The organism is Paracoccus sp. J55, assembly GCF_000513975.1.
Taxonomy (GTDB): domain Bacteria; phylum Pseudomonadota; class Alphaproteobacteria; order Rhodobacterales; family Rhodobacteraceae; genus Paracoccus.
Genome location: NZ_AZVA01000001.1, coordinates 287265 through 306802 on the forward strand (window position 1 = coordinate 287265; position 19538 = coordinate 306802).

Genomic DNA, 19538 nt, shown 5'->3' on the forward strand with positions numbered 1-19538 from the left:
CCGCAGGCGCGAGGCGCAGGGAGCCGCCGCAGGCGGCGAGTGTCGCCCGGGGAAGGATTCAGGAAAAGCGTAACGCGGTTGCTTCCCCAGCCGGGAGCGTGTCGTTTTGCACGTAACGTATATATCTTAAGTAAGCAAGAACATAAGTATCTTAAGAGATATATAATATACGTGCAAAACGACACGCACATCACAACGCCCCTTGTAATGGTTTACTAGTTATCCTATCTTACCCGGAAGGATAACTAAGGACCATACACCCATGTCTTTCATGCTGAAGCTGCCGGATGAACGCGGCGAACAACTGCGGCTGATCGCTGCCGACAAGGGCATCACCATTCCGCAGGTAATCGAGAGTTGGATTCAGAAAGAGATCGAGGCGGGCACCATTTCCGCCGACCTTCCGGGCGTGGACGTGACCAGCGCCGGGCCGGTGATCAGGATCGAGGCCAGCGGCTTCGCGGTGGAGGTTCCTTCCGCGCAAGGTCCGACGCTGGCCGATGTGCTGCGCGGTGCCGCTGAAATGGACCCCAGCGACAAGGACCGTAAGCGCCGTTGGCTGGAAGGTCTGGCGGCTCTGTCTGGTGTGAAGGTGCAGAAGATGGCCGCAGGTGTGCGGCTGGTGAGCCCGATCACCGGGCAAGTTTATCCCCTCGCCCCCGGTGTCGCCGCTGATCTGGCAAGCCAGATCGAACGCGCCGCAGAATAAGGAAAAGGGCCAAGCGCGCCAACGCTCGACCCTTTGAAATCACTGTATAAGCACTGAACTTTTATCATGCCCAGATCGACCCTGCAAGAGTCCGGCCTTTCATTCCTCGCCCCTGATCCGAACGACCCCGATGTGATTATCCATGAGGTCAAGCTAACCCGGTATGACGTTGCAAGCCGAAGGTGGCGTGAACTGACTGCGAAACGTGCCGCCCTGCCGCCTGACCATGATCCGCGCAAAGCGGCGGCGCTTGATCAGCAAATCAAAACTGCCCGCGATGCGGTGAAGCGCGCCGAAAGCGATGTATCGCGGCGGCAGGAAAGTATTGATGAATGGCGATCCGGTGCCGGGCGTGAGGAATACAACGCCAGCCGCCGCAAGGTTAGAGCAAAGCCGAATGCCGACTTGTCCAGCCTGACGCCCGAGCAGCAGGCGCAGCAGGCGCGCGACCGGCGATCCGATGCGAACTGGCTCAAGCGCCGCCGCGATGCTGGTATCCCCGAGGCTCAGATACAAGCCGAATTTGTTATCCGCATCCGCGACCGTGAGGCCGTTCGCGCGACCGCTGCGACGGAACAGGATGAACAAGCCGCCATGGAAGCGCTGCCCGGATACGGCTTGTTCTAGGGGTGCAGGGAGGGCTTGGCTATCTAGCCAGTTAGCTAAACAGCCATTCAGCTACTTAGCTAACTAGCTGAATATACTTAATATTTCTTGTTGACAGCCGAATCTTCGCCGGTCTAGCTCTGTGGCATCAAGCAACGCAGGAGCAACACCGATGCAAAACACCTACCTTCCCGATGCCGCCTATGAGGATTTGATTGTCGAGCTTGGCGCGGCATTCATGATCGCCGCAGTTACGACCGGATGCGATCTGCGCGACAAGCTGGTGGAGGCTCTGGCCATGGCGGGCATCATGCCCGAGTGCTGCCGGGAGGATGCCGAGGCGGCATGAGTTTTCAATTCGCATAAAATTTATGCTGTTCATGAAATATTCTGCACGCAAAATGTGCAGAAATCAATATCTTGTGGATAACTGAAGTATATCGCGAATTGCCTTGCGACAAGCGCTTGCGATCTGTTCAGTAGAGGATTTTCCGAAACACCAAAGTGATTCGGTAAAAGGCGTGGTGTTTCACCACCACGCTCAACCTTATGTTTAGGAAGAACATAATGAACGATGAAGTCACTCATAGCATGTCTCATGCCGAGTCCGCAACCCTCTCGCCGCGCGAGCACGTTGCGAAGATGATTGATACCTTGGCGGCTAAGGGCTGGCAGGGTGAGCACATCTTGCAGATGATTGAGCGCCAGACGCTTGGTTTCTCAACCGAACAGAAGAGAATCGCGTTCTTTTGGTCCCATCCCGTCGACTGGCTTGATGCTGCGGAAGATAATCACAAAGGGGAGGCCGCATAATGGCAAACCGTTCGCACTACCTGCCGCGCAACCTTGACAAGCTGTCCGATCATGACCGCGCTGCGGTCCTTGATGCGCAACTGTGGCTGATCGAGGAAGAAGAACAGCGCGGCGTTCCGAACGCCACCCGCGGCCGCCAGAAGCGCAACCTGCAAGCGCGCAAGCGCCGACTGATCAAAACCGCGAACGCCTACGGTCTGTGGCTGGATGACGCGCAGGAGGCAGCATGATGTTCATGCGATCCCACATGCCCGCATCGCATCGTCAACAGGTTGTCGAATACATCGACAACAATTGGACCCTGCATCATCAGGCCGAGCATTACCGCAATGAAGCTGATCGGACCCGCATCGCCATGAGGCGCTTGCGCACCGAACTTAACACTGCGCAGGTCGCTTTTCATAAGGCGAGTTTGAAGGCGCGGCTCTTGGAGGAAAAGGTTAATCGGCTGATGTTGGAACTGGATAGCACCGCAGGCGATCACGCTGATGCTGTCGTGATGCTTGATCGGTCGCTGTATCAGATCAAGCAGGAATACGACGCGCAAAAAGTCGCCTGATCCGGCGAACGCGTTTCCGAGTAATCACAAAATCCAATAAAGGGCCGGCGGTATTTCCGAGGCACCGCCGGCTCAGAGTTGCCAATAGGAACAATATGATGGCTAGCGCAACGTCCTTTGTGTCACGCAACTACAGTTTTCGAGATTGAAAGATACCGCACTATCTTCAAAACAGCTTATCCCCTCGGCTAAAACAAACAGCCACAACCTGGAGACGACATGACGCGCCTTTTCCTTACCCTGCCTCTTCTCGCCGCCGTCGCTGCTTGCGGTCCTATGACGCGCACGGGCGGCGGCTCCCTCACCGACGGCCAGCGTCTGACGGCCGAGCGGGTGATGAGCCCTATGACAGATCAGTTTCGCATCAGCGCCGATAGCTGGAGCTGCAGCGGCACCGTGCAATACACGCGGCGCGACACCAGCGGCGTTCATCAGATGCCCCTGACATGCACGGATGGCGCCACCGGCACCGCCGAGGTGATCTATTCCTCAAACCTGCGCGGAGCGCACACCAATCTGACGCCCACCATCGAGTTCACCCTGTCGAATGGCAAAAAGGGCACCGTGCGCGCCTAGGAGCAAATAGCCGCAGCGCTTTGTGTCAGAGAATGACGCACCATCACGAAGCGTCCAAAATTCGCTGATCCCGCGAGACAAATCCCGAAACAGCCGTAAAGGCATGTAGGGATGGCGCGTCCCTTGGCAGCCAATCGGCCAGATAACGCGCTGCGATTAGACGGTGAGTGCGCGCCAAGGCATGGCGAAAACCCCGTCACGGTGCGGCGATCATCTCCGGTTGCGCGGCACCCGGAACCTTATGCTTATGAATGGGAAGGGCGGGGAGCGATCCTCGCCCTTTCTGCTGGGCTGGTGACGCAACGTCACCTAGCCCATTGCATGGGGCGCCACAATGTTACAAAGTGTCTCGTAACTTATTGATTTATAACACATTAGGAACGGTTCAAATCCGTTATCGCCCACCATCATTCCAAAGGCGCCTGGCCGGTCCGAGGACCGCCAAGCGCCTTTTTCGTATCCTTCCCACCCTGTAGCCCCCTGCCCCTTGCAGTGGTCGGCCGTCCGCCGTGTCAAGGTTGCCGGTGCCGGAACACGCGCAGCCGAGCCTAGCAGGATCATGCGCCTATCCTGCGCCCCCGGCCGCTGCGTGGCATCGCGCCTCGACCAGCCAGCCAAGGTTGGTTGACCTGCTTGGGCCTGCTTTTCTGCCCCGGCCTCCGCCACTGCCATTTGTCGGGTTGTCGTGGCGAACCGGGCGTTTCAAGCGGTGCAAGCCGGCGCGCTGCGTCGCCGGCGGATCCGCGATGAATCTGCGGAAATATCGATTTCTTGCGAAAACTGGTACCCGAGGTCGGACTCGAACCGACATGCCTTGCGGCGGCGGATTTTGAATCCGCTGCGTCTACCATTCCGCCACTCGGGCCTTCCGTCATTCGCCTAAGGCGCAATGCCGGCTTTTGCAAGCCCCTTCAGGCCCGGCCCAGCTTGGCCAAGCGGGCGTCGCGCAGCCGGGCGAAATCGTCGCCGGCATGATAGGACGAACGCGTCAGCGGCGTCGCCGAGACCATCAGGAATCCCTTGCCATAGGCAGCTTTTTCGTAGCCCTTGAACTCCTCGGGGGTGACAAAGCGGTCCACGCGGTGATGCTTGGACGTCGGCTGCAGATATTGCCCGATGGTGATGAAATCCACATCGGCGGCGCGCATGTCGTCCATGACCTGCAGCACGCCCTGGCGATCCTCGCCCAGGCCCACCATGATGCCCGACTTGGTGAACATGCCGGGATCCAGCTCTTTCACCCGCTGCAAGAGCCGCAGGCTGTGGAAATAGCGCGCGCCGGGGCGGACCGTGGGATAAAGGCCGGGCACCGTTTCGAGATTGTGGTTGAATACGTCGGGCCGCGCCTCGACCACGATCTCCAGCGCGCCGGGCTTCGACTTGAGGAAGTCGGGCGTCAGCACCTCGATGGTCGAGGCGGGCGAGCGGTGGCGGATCGCGCGGATGGTCTGGGCGAAATGCTCGGCCCCGCCGTCATCGAGGTCGTCGCGGTCCACCGAGGTGATGACGACATGCTTCAGCCCCAGCTTCTGCACGGCATGGGCGACGCGGCCCGGCTCGAACGCGTCGAGCGCGTTGGGCTTGCCGGTCATCACGTTGCAGAAGGAACAGCCGCGGGTGCAGATCTCGCCCATGATCATCATGGTGGCGTGGCCCTGGCTCCAGCATTCGCCGACATTGGGGCAGCCGGCCTCTTCGCAGACGGTCGAGAGGCGGTTGGTGCGCAGGATGTCGCGGGTGTCCTTGTATCCCTGGCTGGTCGGCGCCTTGACGCGAATCCAGTCCGGCTTTTTCGGCTGGGGCTGGTCGGGACGGTGGGCCTTTTCGGGGTGGCGCAGAACCGGGGGCATATCCGCCATTTCGGCATCCTTTGCTGGGGTCAGCCGAACTTAAGGGTTTTCCCGGTCTTGATCAACGCCAATGCGGGGTGCATGTATGACGCTTCGATGCCGCGACGCAGCATCGAAACGAGGGAGGAGTGGATGAGGAAAGGACCAAGGATGAAACAAGGCGATCTGCTTCCCGACGTGACCTTCCGGACCCGTGTCCGCGACGAATCGATCGCGGGGCCGAACCCCTATCGCTGGCAGGACATGACCACGGCCGACTATTTCAGGGGCAAGCGCGCGGTGCTGTTCTCGCTGCCCGGCGCCTTCACGCCCACCTGCTCGACCTATCAGCTGCCGGGCTTCGAGAAGGCCGCCGCCGAGATGACCGAGCTGGGCATCGACGCCATCTACTGCCTGTCGGTGAACGACAGTTTCGTGATGAACCAATGGGCGAAGTCCCAGAATCTGCAGCATGTCGGGGTGATCCCGGACGGTTCGGGCGAGTTCACCGAAAAGGTCGGCATGCTGGTGCGCAAGGACAATCTGGGCTTCGGCGCCCGCAGCTGGCGCTATGCCGCCATCGTCAACGACGGCCGCGTCGAGGCCTGGTTCGAGGAGCCCGGCCGCATGGATGACTGCCCCGAGGACCCCTATGGCGCCAGCGCCCCGGAAGCGGTTCTGGACTGGCTGCGCGCCAATCCCGCCAAGGCCGCGGCCTGATCGGGAACCGCAGGCCGCAAACGCGAAAGGGCGCCGCCGCGGCGCCCTTTTTCATGGCCCTGACCGGATCGGCTATCCGATCAGCGGCGCGCCCGAGCCATAGGTCTCGCGGTAGTGGCGTTCCAGCCGCATCAGGCCAAGGCGCAGCACGATCTTGCCCGAACGGGCCGACCAGCCCAGCCGTCGCTCGGTCATCTCGATGCCTTCGAGAAAGCAGCAGACCCGCAGGCACATATCGCCCATGCCCGGGCCCAGCTCGCGCAGCGCGGCAGCGACGCGGTTGCGCGCCCCTTCCGAACCGCCGCCATGGGCGGCCGAGACGCGCGAGACATCCACGCCGGCGGTCAGGAACCGGTCCCAGTTCTGGGTGATGCGCGGGCCCATCTGCGCCAGCTCGAAATCCTCGCGCAGGCGTTCGCCGGCCGCGACCAGTTCGGGCGCGAGGAAGGGACGGCCGTCCGGCTCGCGCCGCCGGGCCAGCATCAAGAGCGGGCTTTCGGCGATGTTGACGCGGGCGCGGCGGCGGCGGCCGTCCTCGGGATCGGTGATCTCGCGCTCTTCCCAAGTGCGGTGGGGGTCGGCATGGGTGAAGCCGGCGGGGGCTTCGGCGCATCCCCCCGGCTGGGGGGCGCCCGGGCCGGGACCGACCGGATCGGCCATGACGAAATCCTCGCCCCGCGGCAGGGCATTGCTGCGCCGGGCGGCCAGCATCGCCCGCAGCGCCTCGCGTCCCTGCGCCGAGATGGCATAGCGGCTGACCCGCCCCTGCCCGACAAGCTGCACCCAGGCGCGGATCGCCATATGCTCGGCCAGCTCGCGGTCCAGGATGGCGGTGCGGATGTCGTCGCGCACGACGATGGCCTTGTCCATGCCCTCGGCCACGACCAGCTGCGCCCCCGGCTCGGCCAGCCGGCGCAGGATGCGGGTGATCTGCTTCATGCCCGTCTGCCCCGGCGCGACCAGGGCGTGGCTCTTGCGATTGCCCGCGGCGCGTTCCACCGCGCGATCGACCAGCGGATCGTCGCGGCGCGCTTCGAAGCGGCGGATGCGGCGCAGGATGGTGGAGGCATGGCAGCCCGTCTCGCGCGCCAGGGCGCGGATCGACTCGCCGCCCTCGACATGGCGCAGGTAAAGCTTCAGGTCGCTGTCCTCGGGCTGCGGGTCGGACTGCGGGCCGGGCTGGGGATCGGGCTGGGGATCGGGCGGATTGCAGGCCGTGGCGTCGATGCCGGCGGGCAGGGCGGCAATCAAGGCGTCCGGGGCGAAATCTCCCGTCAAAATCGTCATGGTCATTCCTTCGCTTCCTGCAGACGAGCGGGGAAATGCTCGCCCATGGGTTGTTTCCCGCCCCTGTCCACCGGAACGGGATCAGGTCGAGATGCGGCAGTATTTGCTAAGAATTCCTAAAGATTCCTTGCCGCGGCGCGCGCAACTCGGCCCTGCGGCGCAACACACGTTCAGGTTGCAGATAATCCCCCCGGAACCAGCCGACGGGGAAAATCGCCATGACGATGATGAGCAATGTGATCGCCTTCCAGCCGCGCCCGGCCCAGCCGCATCTGCGCCGCCCGCGCCTGCTGGTGCGGGCCGCGCGGGCGGGCCTTCAGGGCTGGAGCCGCAAGCGCGACCTGCGCCGGGTACTGAAATGCGAGGCTCTGCCCGCCGCCGGCTCGGCCCTTGCCCGGCTGCGCGCCGAAGAAGAGCGCCTGGACGCGGCCCGGCGCCAGGGCCAGGCCGGCTATGACATGCATCGCCACATCATGCTGCTGATCGCGATCCTGGCCGAGACGGCCGAAGCCGCCGGGGCCGCGACCTGCCCGGCGCCGCTTACTTGCCCCTGAACAGCGAGCCCAGAACGCCGCGCACCAGCGCCTGCCCGGTCTTGGTGCCCAGCTGCCGGGCCAGGCTCTTGCCGAAGGTCGTGGCAATCGAATCGCTGTTCGAGCGGCGGGCGCGCGGCTTGGGCTCGGCCGGGAGCCGGGCGGCGGGATCGTAGCGACGGCCGCGGGCATGCTCGCGGTCCATCTTCCAGAGGTCGTCGTCCAAGCCTCCGGCCCCTGCCCCCGGCCCGGTGCTGGCGCTCGCGGCCGCGGCCTCGGCGCGCTTGGCCAGGATCTCGGCCGCCGATTCCCGGTCGAGCGGCGTGCCGTATTTCAACGCCATGGGCGAGGCGGCGTTGATCGCCGCGCGCTCGGTATCCGGGATCGGACCGAGTTGCGACAGCGGCGGGCGAATCAGCGTGCGCTGCACGATGCCCGGCACGCCCTTGGCCTCCAGAAGCGAGGTCACCGCCTCGCCGGTGCCGACGGCCTGGATCGCCTCGGCCGTGTCGAAATCCGGATTCGCGCGATAGTTCTGCGCCGCCAGCCGCAGCGCCTTCTGGTCCTTGGCGGTAAAGGCGCGCAGCGCGTGCTGCACCCGGTTGCCCAACTGGCCCAGCACCGATTCCGGCAGGTCGGCCGGGTTCTGGCTGATGAACCACAGGCTGACGCCCTTGGACCGGATCAGCCGCGCCACCTGCTCGATCTTGTCCACCAGCGCCGGCGGCGCGTCGTCGAACAACAGATGCGCTTCGTCGAAGAAAAAGGCGATCTTCGGCTTGTCCGGGTCGCCGACCTCGGGCAGCTGCTCGAACAGCTCGGCCATCAGCCAAAGCAGGAAGGTCGCGTAAAGGCGCGGCGCGTTCATCAGTTTCTCGGCCGAGAGGATGTTGATCATCCCCTTGCCCGAGGCGTCCAGCCGCATCATGTCCGCAAGTTCCAGCGCCGGCTCGCCGAACAGCAAGCCGCCGCCCTCGTTCTCCAGCACCATGAGCGCGCGCTGGATGGCGCCGACCGAGGCGGTCGAGACATTGCCGTATTTCAGCGACAGGTCCTTGGCGTTCTGCCCGACCCAGACCAGCATGGCCTGCAGGTCCTTGAGATCCAGCAGCGCCAGCCCCTCCTCGTCGGCGACGCGGAAGGCGATGTTCATCACCCCCTCCTGCGCATCGCTCAGCCCCATCAGCCGCGACAGCAGCAGCGGCCCCATCTCGGCCGGGGTGGTGCGGACCGGGTGGCCGCGCTGGCCCCAGATGTCCCAGAAGGTGACGGGAAAGGCCTGGTAGTCCAGGGCGACGCCGATCTGCTCGGCGCGCCTGAGAAAGCTCTCGTGCAGCTTGCCCTCGGCCAGGCCCGGCTTGGCGATGCCGGCCAGGTCGCCCTTCACATCGGCCATGAAGACCGGCACCCCGGCGCGCGAGAACGATTCGGCCAGCGTCTGCAAGGTCACCGTCTTGCCGGTCCCCGTCGCTCCGGCGATCAGCCCGTGGCGGTTGGCGTATTTCAGCAGCAGCTGCTGCGGCACCGCGTAATCCGCGCCGCCTCCGCCCACGAAGACCGTTCCGGCGTCAAGATCGACGATTTCTGTCATTTTTCCTCCTCGGATCGGCAAAAAAGCGCGGGCTTGGGACGAAAGGACAATACAACCGTAACGATTTTGTGCCAGTCTGTTCCTTGCCGGACCCCGCATCGGCGGATGGCCGGCTTCCTCCCTGTTGGACTGCCGCGCCTTCGGGCGCGGCATTTTTTCGCCGCGGATGCCTGCGATCTGCCCAGTTCACGGCCTTGTCGCGCCGATGTCATCATTGACGTTTAGGACAGTTGACGGCTTCCCCCGCTGGCTCTAGCCTTCGGCGCAATGATGACCGGCCAGTCCGGCAGGGAAGGTAAGCATGGGGACCCGGGGCGGCTGTCTTACGCTCCGGGTCCCTCGCTTCTCCGGCATCGCCCCCGCCGTTCCGCGCGACCCTAAGCCTCGCCGCGCATCTTCCAACGCAAAGGTGACGGCGTGCGATGCGATCCGCCCTGACAAGCCGGCATGCGCATGTTAGGACCGGGGCCGATGCATGGACCAAAGGAAGAGAACATGGTCAACAGGACGTCCGCGGCACTGATCGCCGCCCTCTTCACCCTGGCGGGCACCACCAGCGTGATGGCGCAAGACGCGAGCACCGAGACCCCGGCCCAGCCAGCCGCCGAAGCCCCCGCGGCCGAAGCGCCCGCCCCTGCCACCCCGGAAGCCGAGGCACCGGCCGCCGCCGAAGCTGAAGCTGCGCCGGAAGCCGCCGCCGAGGGCGAGACGCAGGTCGGTCAGCCCTATGCCAGATCGACGCATGGCGACTGGACCCTGCGCTGCATGAAGACGCAGGAGGGCAACGATCCCTGCGAGCTTTACCAGCTGCTCAAGGACCAGAACGATTCGCCGGTGGCCGAGGCCTCGGTGATCCCGATGAGCGGCAACGTTCAGGCCGTCATCACCTTCATCGCGCCGCTGGAAACCGACCTTCAGGCCGGGCTGGGCCTGCAGGTCGATGCCGCCAAGGAATCGCGCTATCCTTTCATGCTCTGCGCGCCGGTCGGCTGCATCTCGCGCATCGGCCTGGCGGATGCCGAGCTGGGCCCGCTGAAAAAGGGCAACAAGGCCACCGTCTCGGTCCTGCCCTTCGGCGCGCCGAAAGAGCAGCTGGTCAAGCTGGACCTGTCGCTCAAGGGCTTTACCGCCGGCATGAACGCGCTGGTCGAGGCGAACAAGAACCTCGCCGCCGCACCGGCTGAGGCCCCGGCCGAGGCGCCTGCCGAAGCGCCCCAGCAGCAGTAAGCCGAAACGGCAAGGGGCACCGTCGGCGCCCCCTTCGCATCGGGCCGGGTCACTCCCGGCCCTTTTTCATGCGCTCATTCGACCGGCAGGGCGACGAAGCGCGGCTCGCCGGCGCGGCGCACCATGACCAGGATGGACTTGCGCCCGGCCTCGCGCGCCTCCTTGATGCGCGCCTCCAGATCGGCCAGCGTGGCCACCGGCTGCTGGCCCGCCTCGGTGATCACGTCGCCGGCAACCAGGCCCTTGTCCGAGGCGGCGCCGGCCGGATCGACCGATTGCACCACCAGCCCCTGCATGTCGCGCGACACCCCAAGCTCGCCTGCGATCTCCGGCGTCAGCGGCGCCAGTGTCATGCCCATCAGGTCGCTCGCGGTCTCTTCGGCGCTGTCCACCTTGCCGCTGCCGGTGCCCTCGGCCAGCTCGCGCCGGCCCAGCGTCACCTGCAGCTCGACCGGCTTGCCGTCGCGCTGCACCACGACATCGACCGCCTCGCCCACCGGCGCGTCGGCCACCCGGCGCACCAGGTCGCGCGGGTCCTTGACCTCGCCGCCGGCGAAGCTGGTGATCACGTCGCCGGCCCTCATCCCGGCATCGGCGGCAGGACCGGCCGGCACATCGGTGACCATGGCGCCCCGGGCATCGGCCAGGCCCAGCGATTCGGCGATGTCGTCGGTCACCGGCTGGATCTTGACGCCCAGCCAGCCGCGCCGCGTCTCGCCAAAGGCCTCGAGCTGCTCGACCACCTTGCTGACCACGTTCGAGGCCATCGAGAAGCCGATGCCGATCGAGCCGCCATTCGGCGACAGGATCGCGGTGTTCACCCCGATCACCTCGCCGTCCATGTTGAAGAGCGGCCCGCCGGAATTGCCCCGGTTGATCGCCGCATCGGTCTGGATGAAATCGTCATAGGTGCCCGACAGCGCCCGGTTGCGGGCCGAGACGATCCCGGTCGAGGCCGAGAAGCCCTGCCCCAGCGGGTTGCCGAGCGCCAGCACCCAGTCGCCCACCCGCGCCTGGTCGCTGTCGCCGAACTTGACGAAGGGCAAGGGCTCGGGGCTTTCCACCTTGAGCACGGCGACATCGGTCTTGTCGTCCTTGCCGATCACCTTGGCCGGCAGCCGCTGGCCCGAGAAGAATTCGACCTCGATCTCGTCGGCGCCGTCGATGACGTGATTGTTGGTCACGATCAGCCCCTCGGGCGAGACGACGAAGCCCGAACCCAGCGCGTTCGAGCGCTGCTCGCGCTGCGGCCCGCGCTGGAAGGGGTTGTCCTCGCCGGGGGGGAAGCCGGGAAAGCCGAATTCGCGGAACAGGTCGCTGAACGGGCTGCCCTCGGGCAGCTGCGGCCCGCGGGCCAGAGGCGTCGAGACCGTCGAGGTGGTGGTGATGTTCACGACCGCCGGGCTGACCTGCTCGACCAGATCGGCAAAGCTTTCCGGCATGACCCGCTGCTGGCGGGCCTGGCTTTCGGGCGCGGTCAGCGGCTGGTTGTTGTTCGCCGCCTCCTGCGCGGACTGGGCCGCGGGCGCCCCCGGCTCTTGCGCGATGGCGGGCGACAGCGCCAGCAGCAGCGCAAGACCCGAAGCGGTCAGAAGATGGCGGGACGAAGGTCTGTTCATCTGGATTGTCTCCTTCCAGGCCGGGGCGGAGATGCCGGCACCCCGGCAATATGCTCATGTTCAAGGGGATTTTCGACCCCGTTGCAAATGAACCACGCTCGCAAAGGATGAACTGATCGTGACTTGCGGGCAATGCCGGGCGCAGGGGCCGGCACATGAAAAAAGTTCCGCGGCCCGAGGGACGCGGAACAGGTTTCATCGCAGCGATGATCTTCAGTTCAGCCGCGCGGCCTCGCCGGCGCAAAGCAGCGTGACGAGGGTCGAGGCGCCGCGCATCTCGATCCCCGCCACGTCCATCGGCCGGCGGTCCAGCTCGCCGCCCAGAATCTCGATCCGGCCCGCGCCGTGAAAGGCGGCATCCAGCAGCGACAGGACCGCATCGCCGCGCAGCTCGGCCTCGACCCCGCCGGGGATCGGGTGAATGGCGGCGGGGGTGATGCGCCGCACGCCGACGAGCAGTTCCATGGCTTGCCCTTTCGTTTCGGGAAGGCCCGGCCGCACCATGCGCCCGGACCTAGGGGCCCGCTTCAGCTGCAGCCGCTGGTCGCGCCGCAGGTGTTGCACTTCATGCAGGTGCCGTTGCGGACCAGCGTGTAATTGCCGCATTCGCCGCAGGGATCGCCCTCATAACCCTGCATCCGGGCCTTGGCACGCGCATCCAGGGTGACGACGCCCACCGCAGCCGCACCCTCCGCCGTCGAAACCGCCGCGACCGAGACCCCGGATTGCAGCGCCACCAGATCCTGCGGCAGGCGCTTGCGCAAATAGCCGGTCGAGCTGATCTGCCGCAGCATCTCCAGCGAACGCGAGGCGCCTTCGCTGACCGGGGCGAGATTGGGCTGGCTTTCGCTCTCGCCGCCGCCCAGATCGTCGAAGCGCGCGCCCTGCGGCTTCACATGCGCCAGATCGGTGCGGTCCAGATAGGAAACCGCCAGCTCGCGGAATACGTAATCGAGGATCGAGGTCGCATTCTTGATGCTGTCATTGCCCTGAACCATGCCCGCCGGCTCGAAGCGGGTGAAGGTGAAGGCGTCGACGAACTCCTCCAGCGGCACGCCGTATTGCAGGCCCACCGAGACGGCGATGGCGAAATTGTTCATCATCGCCCGGAAGCCCGCGCCTTCCTTGTGCATGTCGATGAAGATCTCGCCCAGCTTGCCGTCGTCATATTCGCCGGTGCGCAGATAGACCTTGTGCCCGCCGATGATCGCCTTCTGGGTATAGCCCTTGCGGCGCTGTGGCAGCTTCTCGCGATGGCTGCGCACCGCCTCCTTGACGATGATCTTCTCGACCACCTTCTCGGCGACGACCGCGACCTTTTCCTGCAGGCTGCCGTTGGCCAGGATCTCCTCGGCCTCCTCGTCATCCTCGACCAGCGCCGAGGCCAGCGGCTGCGACAGCTTGGAGCCGTCGCGGTAAAGCGCATTGGCCTTGATGCCCAGGGACCAGCTCAGCTCATAGGCGGCCAGCGCATCGGCGATGCTGGCGCTGTTCGGCATGTTGATGGTCTTGGAGATCGCGCCCGAAATGAAGCTCTGCGCCGCCGCCATCATGCGGATATGGCTGTCCACCGACAGATAGCGGGTGCCCTTCTTGCCGCAGGCATTGGCGCAGTCGAAGACCGGGTAATGCGCAGGGTCCAGATGCGGCGCGCCCTCCAGCGTCATGGTGCCGCAGACATGGTCGTTGGCGGCGTCGATCTGCGCCCGGGTGAAGCCCAGATGCCGCAGCAGGTCGAAGCCGGGGTCGTTCAGCTTCTCGGCCGGGATGCCCAAGGTCTCGCGACAGAAGGCCTCGCCCAAGGTCCACTGGTTGAAGACGAAGCGGATGTCGAAGGCCGAGGCCAGCGCCGCATCGATCTTTTCCAGCTCGCGCGGACCGAAACCGTGGCCGATCAGGCTGGCATGGTTGATGCCCGGGCAATTGCCAAGGCTGGCATGGCCCACGGCATAGGCGATGATCTCCTCGATCTGCGCCGAGCCATAGCCCAGCGTCTCCAGCGCCGCCGGGACCGAGCGGTTGATGATCTTGAAATAGCCGCCGCCGGCCAGCTTCTTGAACTTCACCAGCGCGAAATCGGGCTCGATGCCGGTGGTGTCGCAATCCATCACCAGCCCGATGGTCCCCGTGGGCGCGATCACCGTCGCCTGGGCGTTGCGGAAACCGTGCTCCTCGCCCAGGGTCAGCGCCTCGTCCCAGGCGCCCTGCGCCAGCGCCACCAGCCGCGGGTCGGGGCAGTTCGCGGCATCCAGCTCGACCGGGCGGACGTTCACGCCCTCATAGGCGCCGGTGCCATGCGCCGCGGCGCGGTGGTTGCGGATCACCCGCAGCATGTGGCGGGCATTCTTCTTGTAGCCGGGGAACGGCCCCAGCTCGGCCGCCATCTCGGCCGAGGTGGCATAGGCCACGCCGGTCATGATCGCGGTCAGCGCCCCGCAGAGCGCCCGGCCCTGCTCGCTGTCATAGCCCAGGCCCATGTTCATCAGGAGGCCGCCGATATTGGCATAGCCCAGGCCCAGCGTGCGGAAATCGTAGCTGCGCTGCGCGATCTCCTTGCTGGGGAACTGCGCCATCAGCACCGAGATCTCCAGCGTGACGGTCCACAGCCGGCTGGCATGGACATAGCCGTCGGCGTCGAATTCCTTGCCGTCCCAGAAGGTCAGCAGGTTCATCGAGGCCAGGTTGCAGGCCGTGTCGTCCAGGAACATGTATTCGCTGCACGGGTTCGAGGCCCGGATCGGCCCGTGTTCCGGGCAGGTATGCCAGGCGTTGATCGTATCGTGGAACTGGATGCCCGGATCGGCGCAGGCCCATGCGGCATGGCCGATCTGATCCCAGAGCGCACGCGCCGACACGGTCTTCGCCACCGTGCCGTCGGTGCGGCGCACCAGTTCCCAGGGCAGGTCGTCGCGTACCGCGCGCAAGAAGGCATCCGTCACCCGCACCGAGTTGTTGGAATTCTGCCCCGAGACCGAGACATAGGCTTCCGAGTCCCAATCGGTATCATAGGTCGGAAACTCAATCGAATCAAAGCCCTGGCGGGCGTATTGCAGAACCCGGTTGACATAGGTCTCCGGGATCATGCTGCGCTTGGCGGAACGGATCGCCGATTTCAGCGCCGCGTTCCGGGCAGGGTCGGTAGCATCCTCGATGCTGCCGTCCCAGCCGCGGATCGCGGCGAAGATCTCGTTCAGCTTCCGTTCGTGCATCTTGGAGCCGGCCACCAGCGAGGCGACCTTCTGCTCTTCGATGACCTTCCAGTTGATGAACTGCTCGATGTCGGGGTGATCCATGTCGCAGATCACCATCTTTGCCGCGCGCCGGGTCGTTCCGCCCGATTTGATCGCGCCGGCTGCGCGGTCTCCGATCTTCAGGAAGCCCATGAGCCCCGAAGATTTCCCGCCGCCCGACAGTTTCTCGCCCTCCCCTCGAAGGGACGAAAAATTGGTGCCCGTGCCCGAGCCGTATTTGAAAAGCCGCGCCTCGCGGACCCAGAGGTCCATGATGCCGCCCTCGTTCACCAGGTCGTCGCTGACCGACTGGATGAAGCAGGCATGCGGCTGCGGATGCTCATAGGCGCTGTCCGACTTGACCAGCTTGCCGGTCTTGTAATCGACATAGAAATGGCCCTGCGACGGCCCGTCGATGCCATAGGCCCAGTGCAGTCCGGTATTGAACCATTGCGGGCTGTTCGGCGCCCCCATCTGCGCCGCCAGCATGAAGCGCATCTCGTCGTAATAGGCACGGGCGTCTTCTTCGTTCGAAAAATACCCGCCCTTCCAGCCCCAATAGGCCCAGGCGCCGGCCAGCCGGTCGAAGACCTGCCGGGCGCTGGTCTCGCCGCCATAGCGCGCCTCCTCGGGAAGCCCGGCCAGCGCCTCCTCGTCGGGAACCGAGCGCCACAGGAATTCCGGCACGCCCTTCTCCTTGACGCGCTTGAGCCGCGCCGGCACGCCGGCCTTGCGGAAATATTTCTGGGCGATGACGTCCGAGGCCACCTGGCTCCAGCCCTGCGGCACCTCCACCGCCTCGTTGCGGAAGACGATCTTGCCGTCGGGGTTGCGGATCTCGCTGGTGGTGGTGGTAAAGGAAAGCGCGCCGTAAGCCCCGCTTTCGGCCGTGGTAAAGCGCCGTTCGATCCGCATGCCCTGACTGTCCCCCGTCATCCGCGCCCCGGACCGCGCAGCCGGTCCGCCGCCGCCCGCGCCGCAAGGCACGGGTCCGGCGGCCGGATCGCCCGGCACCCCGAAAGCTTATTTCCTGATCTCTGCCCCTTGGCGCCGAACCGGATCGGATGTCGGGAAGGACACAAGATCTGGTGGCGCCATCGGCCTGGGCCACAAATTGACCCGAGAGATGACGCTTTTCAACATAAAATTTTGCTGGACAGCAGCATCGAAACAGACCCTCGGCCAAGGGCGGGGATTCGCTGCAAGTGCATTGTTAACAACTGGCAAATCCCGACAAAAGCCGAAAAGCCAAGCGATCTGGCAAGGTTCCCCGCCGCCGCTCACGCGGTTTCCACAGGCTTATCCCCAGCCGCCAGGCGTCAGGGTTGCAAATTTGTTCCCAAACTCGCGCATTGCGATTTTTCCGGCTGCGGCAGGATGACACCCCCATCGGTGACGATCAGGTCCAGCGGCTGGTCGGTCGGCTCGGCGGGGATGGCGCGAATCTCCTGCACGGCATAGGCCAGCCCGATGGCCACGACCGGCGCCCCGGCGCGCAGCTCCGCCAGCGTCCGGTCGTAGAAGCCGCCGCCATAGCCCAGCCGATGGCCCGCCCGGTCGAAGCCGGCCAGCGGCACGATCAGAACCTCGGGGCGCAGCACCGGCGAATCGGCCGGCGGGTGGCTGGTGCCGAATCGCCCGGGTTCAAGCCGCCCGTCCCAGGCACGGAATTCCAGCGGCTGCGCCGGCCCGATCACCACCGGCAGGCAGACCGGGCCGTCATGGACCGCCATGGCCGGGTGCGGATCGGCCTCGCCGCGCATCGGCCAGTAGCCGGCGAGCACCTTGCCGCGATGCGGCGCCAGCGCCGCGGTCAGGTTCCGGGTCAGCGCGGCATCGTCGCCGCCCTGCACCCGCGCCACCAGCGCCTGCTGCCGCAAGGCGGCCTTCATATCAGGATCCACGTCGCCAGCCCCAGAAATGCAAAGAATCCCATCATGTCGGTCATGGTGGTGACGAATGTTCCGGATGCCAGTGCAGGATCCAGTCCCAGCTTGCTCAGGCCCAGCGGCACCAGCACCCCGCCCATGGCCGCAACGATCTGGTTGGCGATCATCGCCATGCCCAGCACCAGACCGATCTGCAGATTGCCCAGGATGAATGTTCCGGCCAGGGTCAGCAGCACGGCCAGTCCCAACCCGTTCAGCAGCCCCGCCACCAGCTCGCGCAAGATCACGCGGCGGGCATTGGCCCTGGTCAGCTCGCGCGTGGCCAGCGCCCGCACCGCCACGGCCAGCGACTGCGTGCCGGCGATGCCGCCGGTCGAGGCGACGATGGGCATCAGCGCCGCCAAAATCACAAGCTGCGCCAGCGTGGATTCGAAGCGCGAGATCACCAGCGCGGAAAGCGAGGCGGTGCAAAGGTTGATCACCAGCCAGGGCAGCCGCTGGCGCGCGGTCTGCAAGGGACCGTCCGAAACATGGCTCTCGTCCGAGACGCGGGCCATGCGCAGAAAGTCCTCCTCATGCTCCTCGTCCAGCACGGACATGGCGTCGTCGATGGTGATGACCCCAACCAGCCGGTCGTCGTCGTCCACGACCGGGGCCGAGATCAGGTGATACTTGTTGAAGGCATAGGCCACGTCGCCCTCGTCCTGGCGGGCCGAGATGGTGCGGAAGCTGTCCTCGGCGATGTCGCGCAGCGGCACATGGCGGCGCGAGGCCAGCAGCTTGCCCAGCGTGACATAGCCGGTCGGGTGGCGGCGCGGATCGACCAGCACGACGTGATAGAACTGGTCGGGCAGCCATTCCTCGGCGCGCAGGAAGTCGATGGTCTCGCCCACGGTCCAGTGCTCGGGCGCCGTGACCACCTCGGACTGCATGAGGCGGCCGGCCGAATATTCCGGCCAGGTCAGCGAGCGTTCGACGGCGGCCCGGTCGGATTCGTCCAGCGCCGCCAGGATCGCCTGCTGCTCGGGCGCCTCCATATCCTCGATCAGGTCGACGACGTCGTCGCTGTCCATCTCGCGCACGGCTTCGGCCACCACCTCGTGCGGCAGCTGCTCGATCACCTCCTCGCGGATGGATTCGTCGATCTCGGACAGGATCTCGCCGTCGATCTCGCCGGAATAGAGCTGCAGGAACTCGCGCCGCCGGGCCGGAGTCAGCTGCTCGATCAGGTCGGCGATATCGGCGGCGTGCATCGGTTCGAGCAGCCCGTCCAGCGCCGGGCCGTCGGCCTCGTCTATGGCCCTGTTGATCGCGTCGATATCCCGCCGGCTCAGCTGGAAATCGGCTTCCGAGGTCTCGGTCTCGGCGTCGCGCGGCTCGGTCATCGGCAGGCTCCTCTCGGAGTTCGGGGCTGGACGGTTAGCGGCACCATAGGGGCCTTGCGGACGGGCCTCAATCGCCCTTCAGAAGCGTTAGCGCCTCAGCGTGCAATTCCTGTGAACCCGCGGCGAGGATGGTGCCGCCGCCATGCGCGGGACCGCCCTGCCAGTCGGTCACCACGCCGCCCGCCGCCTGCACCACGGCTATCGGCGCGACCACGTCATAGGGCTGCAGCCCCGCCTCGATCACCAGATCGACATGGCCGGCAGCAAGCAGCGCATAGGCGTAGCAGTCCAGCCCGTGGCGGACCAGCCGCGCCCGGGCCGCGACCCGCGAAAAGGCGGCGTGCTCGGCGGGGCTGCCGACCTCGGGATAGGTGGTCATCAGCGTGGCCTGGGCCAGGGCGACGCCCTGCCGCGCCCGAAGCGGCACAGTCCCCGCGCGCGAGATCAGCCGGGCATGGCCCAGCCCGCCCTCGAAACGCTCGTCCAGATGCGGCTGATCGACGATGCCGTAGATCGGCCCCCGGGCGTCGCTGACCCCGATCAGCACGCCCCAGCTCGGCGCCCCCGCCATGAAGGCGCGGGTGCCGTCGATGGGATCAAGGACCCAGCTCAGGCCGCTTTGTCCGTTCTGGACACCGTATTCCTCGCCCAGGATGCCATCCTCGGGGCGCTCGGCGGCCAGGATGGCGCGCATGGCGCGCTCGCTGGCCCGGTCGGCTTCAGTCACCGGGTCGAAGCCGGTGGCGGATTTGTTGTCGGGCCGCAGCGCCGGGCTGCGGAACAGGCTCAGCGTCTCGACACGCGCGGCATCGGCCAGGCGATGCGCCACGGCCACGATCCGCTCAGCCTCCTCGACAGGAATGGTCTTGTTCGCGCTTGTCATCGCCTGCCCCCGCAGTTCTGCCTCGGGCGCAGGTTTAGCCGCTGCGTCCCGCAAGCGAAAGCCTGGGAACGGCGGCGGTCCG

Annotated in this window: 19 protein-coding genes and 1 tRNA gene; 10 read left to right on the forward strand and 10 right to left on the reverse strand. The window is 65.6% G+C overall.

Translation table 11 applies throughout. The features are described from left to right. Positions 1-262: 262 nt before the first annotated feature. From PARJ55_RS0101460 to PARJ55_RS23815, 7 genes are all read left to right on the forward strand, one after another. Positions 263-709: a hypothetical protein gene (locus tag PARJ55_RS0101460; protein WP_028711369.1), complete on the forward strand. Its 447-nt coding sequence runs from the start codon at positions 263-265 to the stop codon at positions 707-709. A 66-nt stretch (positions 710-775) separates the two neighbouring features. Next, entirely contained in the window at positions 776-1336 is a 561-nt protein-coding gene (locus PARJ55_RS23805; RefSeq protein WP_156929402.1) for a hypothetical protein, read from the forward strand. A 151-nt stretch (positions 1337-1487) separates the two neighbouring features. Then, positions 1488-1664: a hypothetical protein gene (locus tag PARJ55_RS23810; protein ID WP_156929403.1), complete on the forward strand. Its 177-nt coding sequence runs from the start codon at positions 1488-1490 to the stop codon at positions 1662-1664. Positions 1665-1882: 218 nt separating this feature from the next. Beyond that, a complete protein-coding gene (locus tag PARJ55_RS0101480) occupies positions 1883-2128 on the forward strand; it encodes a hypothetical protein (protein ID WP_028711371.1) in 246 nt (81 codons plus the stop codon). After that, entirely contained in the window at positions 2128-2358 is a 231-nt protein-coding gene (locus PARJ55_RS0101485) for a hypothetical protein (protein ID WP_028711372.1), read from the forward strand. Before PARJ55_RS0101480 ends, PARJ55_RS0101485 begins: the two co-directional genes overlap by 1 nt. Further along, on the forward strand, positions 2355-2687 hold the full coding sequence (locus PARJ55_RS0101490; protein ID WP_028711373.1) for a hypothetical protein: 333 nt from the start codon (positions 2355-2357) through the stop codon (positions 2685-2687). The genes PARJ55_RS0101485 and PARJ55_RS0101490 overlap by 4 nt, the downstream gene beginning before the upstream one ends. A 219-nt stretch (positions 2688-2906) precedes the next feature. After that, positions 2907-3263, forward strand: a complete 357-nt coding sequence (locus PARJ55_RS23815; RefSeq protein WP_156929404.1) for a hypothetical protein — start codon at positions 2907-2909, stop codon at positions 3261-3263. A gap of 781 nt (positions 3264-4044) precedes the next feature. Here PARJ55_RS23815 and PARJ55_RS0101500 read toward each other — a convergent pair. Both PARJ55_RS0101500 and lipA read right to left on the reverse strand, forming a co-directional pair. Then, positions 4045-4128 (reverse strand) — tRNA-Leu (locus PARJ55_RS0101500). Between the two features lie 46 nt (positions 4129-4174). Further along, positions 4175-5122, reverse strand: a complete 948-nt coding sequence (gene lipA, locus PARJ55_RS0101505; RefSeq protein WP_028711375.1) for a lipoyl synthase — start codon at positions 5120-5122, stop codon at positions 4175-4177. Positions 5123-5263: 141 nt separating this feature from the next. Between lipA and PARJ55_RS0101510 the strand changes: the two genes are divergently transcribed. Further along, positions 5264-5812 (forward strand): peroxiredoxin, encoded by a 549-nt coding sequence (locus PARJ55_RS0101510; RefSeq protein WP_028711376.1) that lies wholly within the window; start codon positions 5264-5266, stop codon positions 5810-5812. Positions 5813-5884: 72 nt separating this feature from the next. Here PARJ55_RS0101510 and PARJ55_RS0101515 read toward each other — a convergent pair whose 3' ends face one another. Next, positions 5885-7105 carry a DUF6456 domain-containing protein gene (locus PARJ55_RS0101515; protein WP_028711377.1) on the reverse strand — a complete coding sequence of 407 codons (1221 nt, stop codon included), beginning with the start codon at positions 7103-7105 and terminating at the stop codon, positions 5885-5887. A gap of 212 nt (positions 7106-7317) precedes the next feature. Here PARJ55_RS0101515 and PARJ55_RS0101520 point away from each other — a divergent pair, with 212 nt between their 5' ends. Next, positions 7318-7653, forward strand: coding sequence for a DUF6477 family protein (locus PARJ55_RS0101520; protein WP_028711378.1), 336 nt, complete (start codon positions 7318-7320; stop codon positions 7651-7653). Here the strand turns inward: PARJ55_RS0101520 and PARJ55_RS0101525 are convergent. After that, entirely contained in the window at positions 7640-9223 is a 1584-nt protein-coding gene (locus PARJ55_RS0101525) for a helicase HerA-like domain-containing protein (RefSeq protein ID WP_028711379.1), read from the reverse strand. The two genes, PARJ55_RS0101520 and PARJ55_RS0101525, sit on opposite strands and share 14 nt — an antisense overlap. A gap of 495 nt (positions 9224-9718) precedes the next feature. On the opposite strand from PARJ55_RS0101525, the gene PARJ55_RS0101530 reads away from it, so the two are divergent. Next, positions 9719-10450: an invasion associated locus B family protein gene (locus PARJ55_RS0101530; RefSeq protein ID WP_232215647.1), complete on the forward strand. Its 732-nt coding sequence runs from the start codon at positions 9719-9721 to the stop codon at positions 10448-10450. 74 nt (positions 10451-10524) lie between these two features. Here PARJ55_RS0101530 and PARJ55_RS0101535 read toward each other — a convergent pair whose 3' ends face one another. The 6 genes from PARJ55_RS0101535 to PARJ55_RS0101560 all read right to left on the reverse strand — a co-directional run bounded on the left by PARJ55_RS0101535 (position 10525) and on the right by PARJ55_RS0101560 (position 19456). Further along, positions 10525-12069 carry a DegQ family serine endoprotease gene (locus PARJ55_RS0101535; RefSeq protein WP_028711381.1) on the reverse strand — a complete coding sequence of 515 codons (1545 nt, stop codon included), beginning with the start codon at positions 12067-12069 and terminating at the stop codon, positions 10525-10527. Between the two features lie 213 nt (positions 12070-12282). Further along, complete coding sequence (locus PARJ55_RS0101540) at positions 12283-12534, reverse strand: hypothetical protein (protein WP_028711382.1); 252 nt, start codon at positions 12532-12534, stop codon at positions 12283-12285. Between the two features lie 62 nt (positions 12535-12596). Further along, complete coding sequence (locus PARJ55_RS0101545) at positions 12597-16214, reverse strand: vitamin B12-dependent ribonucleotide reductase (RefSeq protein WP_028711383.1); 3618 nt, start codon at positions 16212-16214, stop codon at positions 12597-12599. 404 nt (positions 16215-16618) lie between these two features. Continuing rightward, positions 16619-17191, reverse strand: a complete 573-nt coding sequence (locus tag PARJ55_RS0101550) for a 5-formyltetrahydrofolate cyclo-ligase (protein WP_028711384.1) — start codon at positions 17189-17191, stop codon at positions 16619-16621. Continuing rightward, positions 17188-18573, reverse strand: coding sequence for a magnesium transporter (gene mgtE, locus PARJ55_RS0101555; protein WP_028711385.1), 1386 nt, complete (start codon positions 18571-18573; stop codon positions 17188-17190). The genes PARJ55_RS0101550 and mgtE overlap by 4 nt, the downstream gene beginning before the upstream one ends. Positions 18574-18640: 67 nt before the next feature. Beyond that, the gene (locus PARJ55_RS0101560) at positions 18641-19456 is read right to left on the reverse strand and encodes an inositol monophosphatase family protein (protein WP_028711386.1); all 816 of its coding nucleotides are present in this window, start codon (positions 19454-19456) and stop codon (positions 18641-18643) included. Positions 19457-19538: the final 82 nt, after the last annotated feature.

What these genes read in the sequence shown, in the direction of transcription:
- PARJ55_RS0101460 (WP_028711369.1), top strand. Translation starts at nt 263, where the DNA reads ATGTCTTTCATGCTGAAGCTGCCGGATGAACGCGGCGAACAACTGCGG.
- PARJ55_RS23805 (WP_156929402.1), top strand. Translation starts at nt 776, where the DNA reads ATGCCCAGATCGACCCTGCAAGAGTCCGGCCTTTCATTCCTCGCCCCT.
- PARJ55_RS23810 (WP_156929403.1), top strand. Translation starts at nt 1,488, where the DNA reads ATGCAAAACACCTACCTTCCCGATGCCGCCTATGAGGATTTGATTGTC.
- PARJ55_RS0101480 (WP_028711371.1), top strand. Translation starts at nt 1,883, where the DNA reads ATGAACGATGAAGTCACTCATAGCATGTCTCATGCCGAGTCCGCAACC.
- PARJ55_RS0101485 (WP_028711372.1), top strand. Translation starts at nt 2,128, where the DNA reads ATGGCAAACCGTTCGCACTACCTGCCGCGCAACCTTGACAAGCTGTCC.
- PARJ55_RS0101490 (WP_028711373.1), top strand. Translation starts at nt 2,355, where the DNA reads ATGATGTTCATGCGATCCCACATGCCCGCATCGCATCGTCAACAGGTT.
- PARJ55_RS23815 (WP_156929404.1), top strand. Translation starts at nt 2,907, where the DNA reads ATGACGCGCCTTTTCCTTACCCTGCCTCTTCTCGCCGCCGTCGCTGCT.
- lipA (WP_028711375.1), bottom strand. Translation starts at nt 5,122, where the DNA reads ATGGCGGATATGCCCCCGGTTCTGCGCCACCCCGAAAAGGCCCACCGT.
- PARJ55_RS0101510 (WP_028711376.1), top strand. Translation starts at nt 5,264, where the DNA reads ATGAAACAAGGCGATCTGCTTCCCGACGTGACCTTCCGGACCCGTGTC.
- PARJ55_RS0101515 (WP_028711377.1), bottom strand. Translation starts at nt 7,105, where the DNA reads ATGACCATGACGATTTTGACGGGAGATTTCGCCCCGGACGCCTTGATT.
- PARJ55_RS0101520 (WP_028711378.1), top strand. Translation starts at nt 7,318, where the DNA reads ATGACGATGATGAGCAATGTGATCGCCTTCCAGCCGCGCCCGGCCCAG.
- PARJ55_RS0101525 (WP_028711379.1), bottom strand. Translation starts at nt 9,223, where the DNA reads ATGACAGAAATCGTCGATCTTGACGCCGGAACGGTCTTCGTGGGCGGA.
- PARJ55_RS0101530 (WP_232215647.1), top strand. Translation starts at nt 9,719, where the DNA reads ATGGTCAACAGGACGTCCGCGGCACTGATCGCCGCCCTCTTCACCCTG.
- PARJ55_RS0101535 (WP_028711381.1), bottom strand. Translation starts at nt 12,069, where the DNA reads ATGAACAGACCTTCGTCCCGCCATCTTCTGACCGCTTCGGGTCTTGCG.
- PARJ55_RS0101540 (WP_028711382.1), bottom strand. Translation starts at nt 12,534, where the DNA reads ATGGAACTGCTCGTCGGCGTGCGGCGCATCACCCCCGCCGCCATTCAC.
- PARJ55_RS0101545 (WP_028711383.1), bottom strand. Translation starts at nt 16,214, where the DNA reads ATGCGGATCGAACGGCGCTTTACCACGGCCGAAAGCGGGGCTTACGGC.
- PARJ55_RS0101550 (WP_028711384.1), bottom strand. Translation starts at nt 17,191, where the DNA reads ATGAAGGCCGCCTTGCGGCAGCAGGCGCTGGTGGCGCGGGTGCAGGGC.
- mgtE (WP_028711385.1), bottom strand. Translation starts at nt 18,573, where the DNA reads ATGACCGAGCCGCGCGACGCCGAGACCGAGACCTCGGAAGCCGATTTC.
- PARJ55_RS0101560 (WP_028711386.1), bottom strand. Translation starts at nt 19,456, where the DNA reads ATGACAAGCGCGAACAAGACCATTCCTGTCGAGGAGGCTGAGCGGATC.